The sequence below is a fragment of the Sulfuriferula sp. GW1 genome (genome assembly GCF_047300855.1).
GTDB lineage: Bacteria > Pseudomonadota > Gammaproteobacteria > Burkholderiales > Sulfuriferulaceae > Sulfuriferula.
In genome coordinates, this window is record NZ_CP170197.1 from 1,018,999 (window position 1) to 1,033,011 (window position 14,013).

Here is a 14,013-nt window from a genome sequence, read left to right on the forward strand (position 1 = left end):
GTCTTGAGAGGAATAGGATGAAACGCTTGATTATTGCCTGCATGGGATTGCTGGTTTTAGCCGGATGCGCAACGACCGACCATACGCGGGCGCCAGCCCTGGAAAAAAACGTCAAATGGGCGCTACTGCCGATGGAGAACCACACGGAAACGCCACAGGCAGGCTTGCGCATGGAAGCTATTACCGAAACATTATTGCGCGTGCGCGGCGTTACCTCCCTGAAGAAGTATCCTTCCACGTTGACCCAGGATAGCTTGTTTGAGCCTGCCGATGCCAAGGCCGTTGAAGAGGCCGTCAATTGGGCACAGCAAACGGGTGCGCGCTATGCGGTGACGGGATCGGTTAACGAGTGGCGCTATAAGACCGGGGTGGATGGTGAACCGGCAGTCGGTGTTACGCTTCGGATCATCGATTTGCAAAACCGCCAGGTGATCTGGGATGCCGCCGGAGCACGTACCGGATGGGGGCGTGAGGCCGTCAGTGCGGTTGCCCAGAAACTGCTGGAAAAGCTTACCGGCGACATCAAGTTTAAATGAATCTTTACCAGCATCTCATACCGCACGGCAAAACGGAATATTGGCAATGGGGTGAAACGCTGGGCATCAGCCTGGGCGCATTGCTGTTGTCATATAGCCTGTTGCCCGGCGATCCGCTCAATACGCATGTTTTTCCGTGGATATGGATGGCGCCGGTTCTGATTGCATTGCGCTATGGCGTATTCATGGGGGTGGTTTCGGTACTGATCTTTCTGGGCGGATGGCTGGTGTGGGCAACGGACCAGGCAGTAAGTTACGCTGCATTTCCACGCATCACCTTTCTGGGCGGCACCTTGATGGTAATGATAAGCGGTGAATTCAGCGGAGTATGGATCTCGCGCACCCGTCGGATAGAGGAATTGCAGCACTACACTGAACAGCGCCTGGAATTGCTTACCAGACGCCTGTATTTATTAAGTCTTTCCCATGACCGCCTGGAGCAGGATTTGATTGGCCGGCCGTCCAGCCTGCGTGAGGGGTTGAAAGAACTCAACCGCATTCTACCCGCAGTCAATGGCTTGCCTGGCGCCGATATTTACCTGGCTTTGGTGGTGCGCCAATGTAATCTGAGCGTCGCCGGTTTGCATGCCGTTAACGAAGGCCAGATCAGCCCGGATCCGGTAGCCAGCATCGGCGCCTTTACTCCTGTTGACGATCAGGATCCTCTCATCGCGCATTGTATTAATAGTGGTGAATTGGTCCACATCAACACAGAAGAAAATCTGACTGAATTGCCTAGCCGCTATCTGGTCGCCGTACCTGCCAAAACCGCCGATGGGCGCCTCATAGCAATCATGGCGGTCGAAAAAATGCCCTTTTTTGCCTTGCAAACTGAGAACATGCAAACGCTGTCCGTATTGACCAGTTACTACGCGGACACGATTACCGCCACTGAATTCACCCCCTTTCTTACCGACACGCTCAAAGACTGCCCCATTGATTTCTTCAAGGCGATGCATACCCTCAGACGTTTGCAAAAGGATATGCAGATTAGCAGCATGCTGGTTGGGTTTGCAGCACACGACACTCGTGAAAGCGCCGAACAATTGAAATCCATCGCCAATGCCGTGCGCGGCCTGGATGAAACCTGGACCCTGGTGCGCGGCGAATGGCGCCTTTGCCTGGTGTTGTTGCCGTTGGCTGGAGCAGGCGCGCTCGGCGGTTACCTGGATAGAATTGAACATATTTTCGTCGAACGTTTCGGCACTCGTCCTGGCCAGATGGGCATCCTTACCCGCTCGGTTACCCTGGAACAGGATCCGATCAGCACACGACTGGATGACTTTATCGTGGCATTAACCGAACACGCCCATGATCCTCAGCAATAAACTTATTCTCCTGGGGATCAGCCTGGAAAGCGGCGCATTGGCCGCATTGGCACAGGACGTGCCCGTACCGGTGCAATATCTGGGTTTTGCGACCTTGCATGCAGCTGCGTCAGTCGTTGTGGCCCAGCTGGTTTTATTGTTTTTGCCCAGGCATTATCGCCAGCCTAAACGGGCAGTCCTGGGATTGTTTTTCCTATTGGCATTTTTCGTGCCGTTTCTCACCTTCATTACCATGATTGCCATCGTGGTGACCGCGCGTTTTTTCTCCAAACCCATTATTTATTACCCCTTTGTCAAAGTTGGCCTGCCGGAATTTACCCTGGGGAGCGCGGGGATACGCAACTCGCTGGGGGAGGGCGCAATACGCACGCGCTTGAAGACACCCAGTCTGTCCTCCGAAGTGCGTATGAAAGCGCTACTCTCTGCCCATGCCATGTCCGCACGTTACTCGGTGCCCTTACTGAAGGAATTGCTGGGCGATGAAGCGGATGACTTGCGCCTGCTCGCGTATGGCATGCTGGATAACCGGGAGAAAAGCCTGAATGCCCTGATCCATGATTTGTTGAAAAAGCTCGATGCCTGTCGTGAACCCAGTTTATGCCAGCTTTACCAGAAACGATTGGCCGAACTCTATTGGGCATTCGCATATGAACATTTGGCCGAAGGCGACATGCTTACCTACATGCTGACGCAGGCCGAACACTACACGCGCGCAGCGCTTGAAACCAAGGCTGATGGCGATTTATGGGTATTGCTTGCACAGATACTGATTAAGCAGCAAAACCCCCAGCAGGCTGAATCCGCTTTTAATCAGGCGATTGCTTTGGGCATGCCGGTAACGCGCATCCAGCCATATCTGGCCGAACTGGCCTATCAGCGCCATGATTACCGGGCAGTAAGAGAACACCTGCAATTGATGCCGTTCAATAGTCAAATCCCGCAAATTGCCAATATTCAGCGTTTCTGGTTAGGGACTCATCCGTGAGTTTTCCAACTGCCAAAGGTGCCGATATTGCGCTATTGCTGGAAGGCACATTTCCTTATGTGAGCGGGGGTGTTTCCAGCTGGATCAATCAAATGATCCGTGCCTATCCGGAATATCGTTTTGCAGTGGTATTCCTGGGTAGCCGTCCGCAGGATTATGCCGAGGTTAAATATGCACTTCCCGATAACGTCGTCCATGTAGAAGCGCACTATTTGCATGGGGCTCACAAACCGCCGGTTGTACAAGCCCAACAGGGTGACCCAGCCATCATCGAACAGGTAGCCAACCTGCATCAGTCGTTTCGGCACGGGCATGCGGATACCGTTGGCGCCTTCGCTCAACTTGCCACCCTGTTAAAGCAGGGCGACATCAACGAAGAGTTTTTTTTATATAGCCGGAAAGCCTGGGATTTCATCACCAGGAATTATCAGGAGCACTGCACTGATCCTTCCTTTATCGATTATTTCTGGACAGTGCGGGCCATGCATGAACCCATTTGGGTGATGGCGAAAATCGCTTCTGACCTCATTCCGGTTCGTGCTTTTCATACGATCTCCACTGGTTACGCCGGGCTGCTGGGGAGCCTGCTGAAATTGCATACGGGCAAGCCGCTGATTCTGTCGGAACACGGTATTTATACCAAGGAACGCAAGATCGACTTATATCAAAGCACATGGATCAGTGACAATCGCAATGTTTTCGAAAAAGACCCCACCGAGGTCAGCTATTTCCGCGAATTGTGGATGCGTTTTTATACCTCGCTGGGGCGCGTGTGTTATCACCATGCCGATATTATTACTGCACTGTACGAAGCCAATCGCGAGCGCCAGATTAGCGATGGCGCGCCGCCCGAACGCACGCGTGTGATCCCTAATGGAATTGACTTGGCGCGATTCCAGCCTGTGCGTGCCAGACGCCCGGAAATGCCGCCCCCTATCCTGTGTTTGATCGGGCGCGTGGTATCGATCAAGGACGTTAAAACTTTTATTCGCATGATGCGTAGCGTGGTGAATCGTGTTCCGGAGGCTGAAGGCTGGATCGCGGGCCCGGAAGACGAAGATCCCGCTTATGCCGAGGAATGCCATAGCTTGACCGCCAGCCTTGGGCTGACCGAGAAAGTGAAATTCCTTGGATTCCAAAAAGTTGAGGTGGTGCTGGAAAAGGTGGGTCTGGTCGTGCTGTCCTCGATTAGCGAGGCCCTGCCTCTGGTCTTGCTGGAAGGCTATGCGGCGGGCGTGCCTGCGTTGACCACGGATGTGGGTTCATGCAGGCAGTTGATTTATGGGTTGACGCCTGAAGATCAGGCCCTGGGTGCTTCGGGTGCCGTGGTCCGTATTGCCGACCCACAGGCAATGGCAGCCGCAGCGATTGATTTATTACGCCCGGAAAACTGGTTCCCGGCACGCGACGCCGCCATCGCTCGCGTAGAGCGTTACTACACGCAAACCCTGATGTTTGATGAATTCAAGCAGGTTTATCAACAGGCACTCGAGATCAAGTAATGGCTGGCATTGGTTTTGAAATCAAGAAAATTCTGCGTCGCGACAGCTATCTGGCGATGTTCAGCGCCTATGCCTATGCGGGCATAATCGGTTCCGGGCCATGGGTATTGTCGATACTCGGTGTGCTCATTATCGGTTTGTTCAGCCTGGGCGTGGTTTTGCCCCATGTGCTGATTACCCAATTCCAGGTCACGATTACGCATCTGATTGCGATGAGTCTGATTCTGACCGGCTTTCTACAGCTCGGTTTTACCCGATATATTGCAGATCGGCTATTTGAGAAAAATACAGACGCAATTCTCCCCAATTTTATTGGCGCCATTTTCATAACGACGCTGATATCCGGTTTGATCGGCATGGCATTGGCGCTGTTTGCCTTTCCCGAACAGGACGCCGTCTACCGGCTGCTGTTGATTGCAAATTTTGTGGTGCTATGCAACATCTGGATCGCTACGATCTTTTTGTCCGGCATGAAAAACTACAAAGCCATTCTGGTCCTATATACCATCGGTTATGGATTTGCTGTCGTCGCAGCCATTATTTTACGGGGCTTCGGGCTGAATGGCCTATTGAGCGGTATGTTGTTGGGTCATTTCACACTCATGAGCGGCATGATGCTGCTGATCATCCGCTCCTATCCTTCCAATCATTTTATTGAATTCGACTTTTTACGTAAAAAACGCATGTTCGCATCGTTAATATGGACAGGGTTTTTCTTTAATCTCGGCGTATGGATAGATAAATACATATTCTGGTATACCCCATCGACTGGTAAATCAGTCATCGGCGTGTTCCACGCCTCTCTCATCTATGATTTGCCGATTTTCCTGGCCTATTTGTCCATTATTCCGGGCATGGCAGTGTTTCTGGTGCGCATGGAAACTGATTTTGTCGGGTTTTATCAAAAATTCTACGATGCAGTACGCGACGGCGGCACGCTGGATTACATAGAAGAAATGCGCGATGAAATGGTGGAAACCGCACGCCAGGGCATCTTCGAAATTATCAAAATTCAGGCGATGGCGGTGTTGATTGTTTTTGTCGCTGCACCGGCATTATTGAGGATTATCGGCATCTCCCAATATTATCTTTCGTTGCTGTATGTGGATGTGGTCGCAGCAGGATTGCAGGTGGTATTCCTGGGTATTATGAATGTGCTGTTCTACCTGGATAAGCGCGTCATAGCCTTGATTCTGACTGCACTGTTTGCCGCCTTGAATCTTGTATTCAGCTTGCTCAGCATCCAGCTTGGTGCAAACTGGTATGGCTATGGCTTTGCGGTGTCGTTACTCATTACCGTCGTTGTGGGCTTATATTGGCTGGATCGAAAGTTGGCGATTCTGGAATACGAAACATTCATGCTGCAGAAATAGTCATTCCGTAATGTTGCTGAATTCACGGTAGCGGCGTCAGCCCTGCAAAACAGCAAGCATGAATCAATATACGTTTCTGCCATTTCTGCTGGTCTGCCGCTACACTGGCAAGCACGTCTTGTAATTGTAAAGATCGGCAATATCTGATTTTGTGAGACGTAACTGACCTGGAGCCGAACATGACTGAACTGACCGCGCAGCAAACCGCACAACTCGATCAAGTATTGACAGGCCGCTACCGAACTCTGATGAGCGAGGTGCAGGAGGAGATGGAACGCACCGGCAATATCCAGTATGTGGAGGTGATGGGGCGCGCTCCCGGCGATATCGGAGATGCATCAGTGGCGGACGCCATTGCCGATCTCAATCTGGCGATTGTAGATCGGCAAATCCACGAGATGCGCGACATCGAGGCAGCCAAACGGCGTATCAAGGCAGGCGATTATGGTGTCTGTGCGGACTGCGGCGCCGGTATTGGCTTCGATCGCCTGATGGCCTATCCCACTGCCAAGCGCTGCATTGCCTGCCAGCAACAGCACGAACATATCTACGCTGGCCAGACGCGCCCCAGTTTGTGATCGCCTGAAAGAGCACGATCATGCCCATTCACAACGCCGATATTGCGGCGATCTTCGAAGAGATCGCCGATCTGCTCGAAATCGAGGGCGCCAACCCGTTTCGCATCCGCGCTTACCGCAACGCGGCGCGGGTGGTAGGCGAATACGGCCGCGAGTTGCGTGCGCTGCTGGACAATGGCGCAGACCTGCCCAGGCTGCCCGGCATCGGCGCGGATCTGGCCGGCAAGATCCGCGAGATCGCCACGACCGGTCATTGTGCGTTGCTCGAGCGCCTGCGCGGAGAGGTACCCACCAGCGTGACCGAATTGCTCAAGATTCCCGGGCTCGGTCCCAAAAAAGTCAGCGCGCTGTATCACGACCTGGCGGTTGAAACGCCGGAACAGCTGCTGCGCATGGCGCGCGAAGGGCGCATCCGCCAGCTGCATGGCTTCGGCCCAAAAACCGAAGCCAGCATCCTGCAAGCCATCGAAACTCACGGCAACAAAGCGCGCCGCTATCCACTGGCAGCGGCGGTGCAGTACGCGACGGCGCTGGCGGCCTACCTGCGCGATGTGCCTGGCGTGCATCAGGTCACGCTGGCGGGCAGCTACCGGCGTTGCAAGGAAACCGTAGGCGATCTCGATATCCTGGTCAGTGCCGCCTCCGCCAGTCCGGTGATCCAGCGTTTCCTCGGCTACGACGAGGTGGCCGAAGTGTTGTCGGGCGGCACCACCCGTGCCAGCGTGACCCTGAAAAGCGGCCTGCAGGTGGACCTGCGCCTGGTGGAAGACACCAGTTACGGCGCAGCGCTGCAATACTTCACCGGCAGCAAGCCGCACAGTATTGCGATCCGCACCCTGGCCCAGGAACGCGGTCTCAAGCTCAACGAATACGGCGTGTTTCAGGGCAAGACGCGCATCGCGGGCGAGACCGAGGAATCGGTGTATGCCGCAGTAGGGCTGCCCTGGATTGCGCCGGAATTGCGCGAAGACCGCGGCGAGATCGAGGCGGCGCGCGCCGGGCGGCTGCCGCACCTGATCGAACTGGCCGACCTCAGGGGCGATCTGCATGCGCATACCCTGGCCAGCGATGGCCACGCCAGCTTGCGCGACATGGCGCTGGCGGCGCAGGCGCGCGGTCTTACTTACCTGGCCATCACCGATCACTCCAGCCGCCTGAAAGTCGCCCACGGCCTCGATCCGCTGCGGTTGCGCCGGCAGCTGGACGAAATCGACATGCTCAATGCCGAACTCGCCGGCATTACCCTGCTCAAGGGCAGCGAGGTGGAAATCCTCGAAGACGGCAGCCTGGATTTGCCGGAAGGTCTGACCGACCGGCTCGACATCGTAATCGGCGCGGTGCACAGTCACTTCGGTCTGCCGCGCGCAAAACAGACCGAGCGCATTCTGCGCGCCATGGATCATCCGCGCTTCACCCTGCTGGCCCATCCCTTCGGCCGCCTCATCAATGAGCGCGAGCCGATCGAGGTGGACATGCAGCGCATCATCCGCGCCGCTCGTACGCGCGGCTGCTGGCTGGAGCTCAACGCCCAGCCGCAGCGGCTTGACCTGCCGGATACCTGGTGCCAGATGGCCAAGGCCGAAGGCACGCCGCTGGCGATCAATTCCGATGCACACGGCACCGCGGGATTCGACGATCTGCTGTTCGGCATCGGCCAGGCCAGGCGCGGCTGGCTGGCAGCGGACGACGTGGTGAATACACGCAGTCTTGCCGACTTGAAGTTGCTAATCTCCGCCACCATGTAGAATGCCCGGTTTTCCCACTGTATTGTTTCCCGCCCCATGCCTCTGCTCACATTAGAAAATGCCTCCCTCGCCTTCGGCCACGTGCCGCTGCTCGACCATGCCGACTGGGTGATCGAGCCCGGTGCCCACATTGGCCTGATCGGCCGCAACGGCGCGGGTAAATCCAGCCTGCTCAAGGTGCTGGCCGGAGAGATCAAACACGACGACGGTAATGTGTGGCGTCAGCCCGGCATGAAGCTGGCCTACGTGCCACAAGAGCCCGTGCTCGACCCGGCGCACACGGTGTACGAGGCGGTCGCGGAAGGGCTGGGCGAGGTCAGCCAGCTGCTGCTTGATTACCATGAAGTCACGCACAAGATGGGCGAGCCGGATGCCGATTTCGATGCGCTGATGGCGCGCATGCAGACCCTGCAAACGGCGCTCGAAGCGCGCGACGGCTGGAGCTTGCAGGCCCGTGTGGAAACAGCGTTGACCAAGCTCAGTCTGCCCGAGGATGTCCTGGTCGGCACGCTGTCGGGCGGCCTGAAAAAGCGCGTGGCGCTGGCGCGTGCGCTGGTCACCGAGCCGGATTTGCTGCTGCTGGACGAACCCACCAACCACCTCGATCTGGCTTCCATCGAATGGCTGGAAGAGCTGATACGCGGCTACGCCGGCGGGGTCATCGTGATTACCCACGACCGGCGTTTTCTGGACAATGTGTCGCGTCAGATTGTCGAGCTGGATCGCGGCGTGTTGCGCACCTACGAGGGCAATTTCACTGAATATCAGCGCCTCAAGGCCGAGCAACTGGCGATCGAGTCGGTGGAGCAGGCCAAATTCGACAAGGTGCTGGCGCAGGAAGAGGTATGGCTGCGCCAGGGCATCAAGGCGCGGCGTACCCGCAACGAAGGACGCGTGCGCCGTCTGGAACAGCTGCGCCGCGAGCGCAGCGAACGCCGCAATCATCTGGGGCAGGTCAACCTCAACGTGGACAGCGGCGAAAAATCCGGCAAGCGCGTGGCGGAGCTTGAGCACGTGACCAAAGCCTATGGCGGGCGCACGCTGATCCGCGATTTCTCCGGCGTGATCCAGCGCGGCGACAAGGTCGGCCTGATCGGGCCCAACGGCATCGGCAAGACCACACTGATCAAGCTCATCCTCGGCGAAATCGAGCCGGATTCCGGCACCGTCAAGCTCGGCACCAAGCTCTCGGTCGCCTACTTCGACCAGTTCCGCACCCAGCTCGATGAGGAAATGACCGTCGCCGACACCATCAGTCAGGGCGGCGATTTCGTCGAAATCGGCGGCGAGCGCAAGCACGTCATCAGTTATCTGGAAGACTTCCTGTTTGCCCCGGCGCGTTCGCGTTCGCCGGTGAAATCGCTGTCCGGGGGCGAGCGCAACCGGCTGCTGCTGGCGCGCCTGTTTACCCGTCCGGCCAACGTGCTGGTGCTGGACGAGCCCACCAACGATCTCGACATCGACACCCTGGAACTGCTCGAAGAATTGCTGCAGGACTACCCCGGCACGGTGTTGCTGGTGTCACACGACCGTACCTTCCTGGACAACGTGGTGACCCAGGTGATCGCCTTCGAAGGCGATGGCGTGCTGCGCGAATATGCGGGCGGCTACGACGACTGGCTGGCGCAGCGCCCCAAGTCCGGCTCGGCGGACAAGGCAGCCATCAAAGCCGCGACATTGAGCAAGCCGGAACCTGCCAGGCCAGCAGCTGCCAAGTCAAAACTGAGTTGGAAGGAAGCGCAGGAGCTGGCGGCTCTGCCCGAGCAGATTCGTGCGCTGGAAGAGGAGCAAACCGGCATCACTGCGCGCCTGTCCGACGGCACGCTATACAGCAATCAACCCAGTGAAGCCAAGCGTCTGCAAGCGCGTTTTGCCGACATCGATGGGGAACTGGAAACGGCGCTGGCGCGCTGGGAGGCGCTGGAAGCCAAGCAAGCAGGTTGATCTGGCACCCGTCGCCGGCGCCAGTAATCATTCATTGCTTAGCGCCCGGGACGGGGAAAGTTGTATCTGCGCGAACTTACCGAGAGACGGGTCGGAGAAGTTTCATCATGGCGTGTTCTGCGCGTGCGGAATCGCGACCCGAAGGCAGCCTGCCGCACAAGGCATGCAGGCGCCGTTGCATGAAGCTTTCCAGCACGAGAGGATGAATATAATGTTTGCGGCAAACCGCGGGGGTATTGCCCAAACGCTGCGCAACACTTTTAATGACAGCGGCAATCGTGCGTTTGCTTTCGCTTTCGCTGGCGCAGGGCGGATATTCGATCAGCGCATCCAATGCGCACACACTGCCCGCCCAAGTGCGAAAATCCTTGGCGCTAAAATCATTCCCGGTTATTTCCTGCAGATACTGGTTGACGTCCTGTGAACCTATGCCGTGGCGCTGGCCCTGGTCGTCCACATACTGAAACAACTCCGCACCAGGCAACTCCTTGCAACGTTTGACAATAGTTGCAAGACGACGATCGTGTAATCCTATTTTGTGCTGTTTTCCGCTTTTCCCGCGGAACTCGAAAGAAAGTTTGCCACCGGAAACATTGACGTGCCGATTGCGTAGTGTTGTGAGACCGTAAGAGTGATTCGCCTTGACGTATTCTTCATTGCCGACTCTGATCAAAGTGATTTCCAGCAGTCTGACCACCGTGGCGAGGATTTTCTCGCGCGGCAAGCCCGGGAGGCCTAAGTGGCGTTCGACGTGTTTGCGGATTTCGGGGAGCGCTGTGCCGAATGCCAGCATGCGGGCGAATTTTGTTTCCTCTCTCAGCGCGCGCCATTTGGTGTGATAGCGATATTGCTTGCGCCCGCGGGCATCGCGTCCGGTAGCTTGCAAATGCGCGGTTGCCGTGGCCGCGATCCAGACATCGTTCCATGCCGGGGGTAATGCCAATTTGGCGATACGGGTCAGGATTGCCCGGTCAATGATTTCCTTGTTGTCAGCATCCAGATACCGGAAAACGGGTGGGGATCCGGCACGCCGTATACCCGGTGACTGATCCGTCAGATATTGCAGTCCTACTGCTCGGGCTTCGTCGGTTGGCGCGTCAGCGGGCGCAGGGAAGCCGGTCATGCTTAACTATCCATTGTTATGCGCCGTGATAGCTTGCCGTGGCCGAGCTGATTCTGGCAATCCTGGCATTATTCCGCATCGTATGCCAATCCCGGATTGGATTCCACGCCGATCAGGCGCGGTATGTTGGGCGTGTGATTTTTGACGCTCGCGCTATCTTTCAGATACGCCTCTACAACCTCCCACACCGGTTCGCCTTCGGACTGCGCGCTCCCTGCGCCCCAGCGCGCAACTTTATAGGATTTGTCGGCATGGATCGGTTTGCCGTTCAACGTCATATCACTAATGCGGGAATTGAGCTTGGCCGCCGGTTCACATGCATACTGAAGTCCTCCTGTCCGTACCATATCGCCCCCCTGATGCTGATAGGGATCGTTGTTGAAAATCTTGTCGCAAAGTTTTTCCAGGTGCTGTTTGATTGCTGCACCAGTCATTTCCACTACGGAAGTATCAGCATAGGTGATTGCAGTCTGTTCCATCAGATTCTCTCGTGTAATCATTTGCCCGGGTAACAAGGTCGTCCCCCATCGAAACCCGGGAGAAAAGGCGATTTCTGCGTCCTTGACCTGCAGAAGGGCAGTCACGATAAGCTGATCCCATGAGCCATTAAAATTCCCGCGCCGATAAAGCAATTCCCGGCTTTCGGCGATAGGTTCCTGCAGCAAGGTTTCGAATGGAGCACGGACGCGCTGTATGGTCGCCTGCATGGCCGGGTCAGGCGGCAACAGCTCCGAGAAAACGGGTAACAAATGATATCGATAATCGGTGACGCGGCCATTTTTCACCTGGAAATCGATGGCGGCAAGAAACTTGCCGTGCGATCCGGCATTGGTAACGATGGTCACTCCTGCCGGGTTTTTCACCACACTCGGAACCGGGACCCCATCATGCGTGTGTCCGCCCAGTATCATGTCGATGCCGGAAATTCTCGCAGCCAGTTTAAGGTCGATGTCCATGCCGTTATGGGATAGCAAAACGACTACCTGGGCCCCTTTTTTACGCACTTCGTTGACTACGGACTGCAGGCGGATTTCATCGATTCCAAATTCCCAGCCGGGAGTGAACTGTGAGCCATTAGCCACCGGCGTATATGGAAAAGCCTGACCGATAATGGCTATGGGAATGCCATTCTGCTCGCGCATCACATACGCGTCAAAAACCGGGTCGGATTGGCCGTCGTACACAATGTTCTGGGCGATAAAAGCAAGCTTGCCCTTGAAATCATTGCGTACTACCTGCAAGACACGCTCAGCTCCATGGGTAAATTCCCAATGTCCGGTCATGATATCCACACCCAATTCCAGCGAAGCTTCAACCATGTCCTGTCCTGCGGTCCATAGTGCCGTCGCCGAGCCTTGCCAGCTGTCTCCGCCATCCAGCAATAAGGCATTGGGGCGATTCGCTTTCAATCGTTTGACCAAGGTAGAAAGATGGGCGAAGCCGCCTACCTTTCCATAGGTTCTGGCGGCAGCTTGGAAATCAAGATGGGAAAAGGCATAGGCCTGCCGGCTCCCCGGTGCAATGCCAAATCGCTGCAATAGGGGGGTGCCGACAAGATGTGGCACTTTTCCTTCGCTGTCTCCTATCCCCAGATTAATACTGGGTTCGCGGTAATAAATGGGCAGCAATTGAGCATGACAATCGGTGAAATGCAAAAGACTGACATTGCCAAAGCAGGGAATGTCATAGATCCGGTCTGCGCTGTGGGGTAGGCTGGAATCTGTGGGGACGTAAATTTCCAATGCGATTCCTTTATAAATTGATGCTTTGCTGCATCCGTGGTTGCAAGTATCACGCCTTCACGAAGATCAGGTCGGTGCGCTATCTAACATACATCCTGGATGGAGCTAAACATGGTGCGCTGACAAGGTGTGGCATTCTGGCGAATACCGCAGGTCAAGTTGTCGCGCATGCATAAGAAAGGAAATAAGAGGTGATTCAGCCGCATGACTGGTACAAACCGGTTGGGGCGCAGTGGCGTGAGTCGCCAGGCGGGGATTGCATCATTATTTCGTAATACAATAGAATACGGTGGCCTTCAGAACCATTCGCAACGCGGCTTGCATAATGAGCAGGCATGAAAAGCAAGTCCGGAAAGTGAGCAATTCGAGTGGTGCGTTGCTCGCTGCCGCTTCCAGAAATAGTCAAGCATAAAATGCCATTACCTATACCTATAATCTCGGAAATTACCGCGTGGGATGATCGGACACTCATCTGGCTGAATCAGTTCATGTTCAGATGGCCGCTTCTCGATGAGTCTATCGAGTGGGTGCTTAATGCAACCATCATCCAGTTCTTTCCCATGATTCTGGCGGTCTGTTGGCTCTGGTTTGATAAAACGGTCCACCAGTCATACAACCGGAAAATCTTGGTTGAATCCATTTTGACGACGCTGGCGGCGTTGTTTTTCGGGCGTGTTTTTGCATTAACGTTGCCGTTCCGGGATCGCCCGTTCATAAATCCCGACTTGCATTTTATTTCGCCATTGGAACCCGATGTGCGAACCTGGAGTTCATTTCCAAGTGACCATGCCGTCATGGCGTTTGCATTGGCGGCCTCGCTTTTTCGAATTTCACCCAGGGTTGGACTTTGGGCCTATTTTCACGCGACAGTATTTATCTGCCTTCCGAGGCTTTACTTCGGCTTGCATTATCCGTCTGATCTGATCGGAGGTGCGTTGATCGGAATTCTCCTGGTTATCGCCATGTCCCGACTGCGCGGACGCCACGCGGTAACGGGTTATCTGCTGTCCATTGAAAACAGATATCCTGCGATATTTTATACAGCAGGCTTCTTTGTCCTTTATGAAATGTCCGAAATGTTCCTCACTTTTCGCGTACTCGCGAATTCTTTCTTTCTTGAATTGAGGTACTTTCTGACTTGATTCGTCGCGCAGCGT

General features: G+C 55.4%; 11 protein-coding genes. 9 read left to right on the forward strand and 2 right to left on the reverse strand.

Going from position 1 to position 14,013, the window contains the following annotated elements; all coding sequences use genetic code 11:
* Positions 1-17 precede the first annotated feature (17 nt).
* From ACFDAU_RS05115 to ACFDAU_RS05150, 8 genes are all read left to right on the forward strand, one after another.
* Entirely contained in the window at positions 18-536 is a 519-nt protein-coding gene (locus tag ACFDAU_RS05115; protein WP_413438933.1) for a penicillin-binding protein activator LpoB, read from the forward strand.
* Positions 533-1,864, forward strand: coding sequence for a PelD GGDEF domain-containing protein (locus ACFDAU_RS05120; RefSeq protein WP_413438934.1), 1,332 nt, complete (start codon positions 533-535; stop codon positions 1,862-1,864). Before ACFDAU_RS05115 ends, ACFDAU_RS05120 begins: the two co-directional genes overlap by 4 nt.
* Positions 1,848-2,849: a hypothetical protein gene (locus ACFDAU_RS05125; RefSeq protein WP_413438935.1), complete on the forward strand. Its 1,002-nt coding sequence runs from the start codon at positions 1,848-1,850 to the stop codon at positions 2,847-2,849. The genes ACFDAU_RS05120 and ACFDAU_RS05125 overlap by 17 nt, the downstream gene beginning before the upstream one ends.
* A complete protein-coding gene (gene pelF, locus ACFDAU_RS05130; protein ID WP_413438936.1) occupies positions 2,846-4,351 on the forward strand; it encodes a GT4 family glycosyltransferase PelF in 1,506 nt (501 codons plus the stop codon). Before ACFDAU_RS05125 ends, pelF begins: the two co-directional genes overlap by 4 nt.
* Entirely contained in the window at positions 4,351-5,724 is a 1,374-nt protein-coding gene (gene pelG, locus ACFDAU_RS05135) for an exopolysaccharide Pel transporter PelG (RefSeq protein ID WP_413438937.1), read from the forward strand. Before pelF ends, pelG begins: the two co-directional genes overlap by 1 nt.
* A 179-nt stretch (positions 5,725-5,903) precedes the next feature.
* The gene (locus ACFDAU_RS05140) at positions 5,904-6,302 is read left to right on the forward strand and encodes a TraR/DksA family transcriptional regulator (RefSeq protein WP_413438938.1); all 399 of its coding nucleotides are present in this window, start codon (positions 5,904-5,906) and stop codon (positions 6,300-6,302) included.
* 20 nt (positions 6,303-6,322) lie between these two features.
* Positions 6,323-8,047 (forward strand): DNA polymerase/3'-5' exonuclease PolX, encoded by a 1,725-nt coding sequence (gene polX, locus ACFDAU_RS05145; RefSeq protein ID WP_413438939.1) that lies wholly within the window; start codon positions 6,323-6,325, stop codon positions 8,045-8,047.
* A gap of 36 nt (positions 8,048-8,083) precedes the next feature.
* Complete coding sequence (locus ACFDAU_RS05150) at positions 8,084-9,991, forward strand: ATP-binding cassette domain-containing protein (protein ID WP_413438940.1); 1,908 nt, start codon at positions 8,084-8,086, stop codon at positions 9,989-9,991.
* A 76-nt stretch (positions 9,992-10,067) separates the two neighbouring features.
* Here the strand turns inward: ACFDAU_RS05150 and ACFDAU_RS05155 are convergent, their stop codons facing one another.
* Complete coding sequence (locus ACFDAU_RS05155; protein WP_413438941.1) at positions 10,068-11,114, reverse strand: DNA topoisomerase IB; 1,047 nt, start codon at positions 11,112-11,114, stop codon at positions 10,068-10,070.
* A 68-nt stretch (positions 11,115-11,182) separates the two neighbouring features.
* A complete protein-coding gene (gene soxB, locus ACFDAU_RS05160) occupies positions 11,183-12,856 on the reverse strand; it encodes a thiosulfohydrolase SoxB (RefSeq protein WP_413438942.1) in 1,674 nt (557 codons plus the stop codon).
* A gap of 413 nt (positions 12,857-13,269) precedes the next feature.
* Between soxB and ACFDAU_RS05165 the strand changes: the two genes are divergently transcribed.
* A complete protein-coding gene (locus tag ACFDAU_RS05165) occupies positions 13,270-13,998 on the forward strand; it encodes a phosphatase PAP2 family protein (protein ID WP_413438943.1) in 729 nt (242 codons plus the stop codon).
* Positions 13,999-14,013: the final 15 nt, after the last annotated feature.

Coding starts and splice junctions, on each gene's coding strand:
- pelG (WP_413438937.1), top strand. CDS start 4,351: ATGGCTGGCATTGGTTTTGAAATCAAGAAAATTCTGCGTCGCGACAGC.
- ACFDAU_RS05115 (WP_413438933.1), top strand. CDS start 18: ATGAAACGCTTGATTATTGCCTGCATGGGATTGCTGGTTTTAGCCGGA.
- polX (WP_413438939.1), top strand. CDS start 6,323: ATGCCCATTCACAACGCCGATATTGCGGCGATCTTCGAAGAGATCGCC.
- ACFDAU_RS05125 (WP_413438935.1), top strand. CDS start 1,848: ATGATCCTCAGCAATAAACTTATTCTCCTGGGGATCAGCCTGGAAAGC.
- ACFDAU_RS05120 (WP_413438934.1), top strand. CDS start 533: ATGAATCTTTACCAGCATCTCATACCGCACGGCAAAACGGAATATTGG.
- ACFDAU_RS05155 (WP_413438941.1), bottom strand. CDS start 11,114: ATGACCGGCTTCCCTGCGCCCGCTGACGCGCCAACCGACGAAGCCCGA.
- ACFDAU_RS05150 (WP_413438940.1), top strand. CDS start 8,084: ATGCCTCTGCTCACATTAGAAAATGCCTCCCTCGCCTTCGGCCACGTG.
- ACFDAU_RS05165 (WP_413438943.1), top strand. CDS start 13,270: ATGCCATTACCTATACCTATAATCTCGGAAATTACCGCGTGGGATGAT.
- ACFDAU_RS05140 (WP_413438938.1), top strand. CDS start 5,904: ATGACTGAACTGACCGCGCAGCAAACCGCACAACTCGATCAAGTATTG.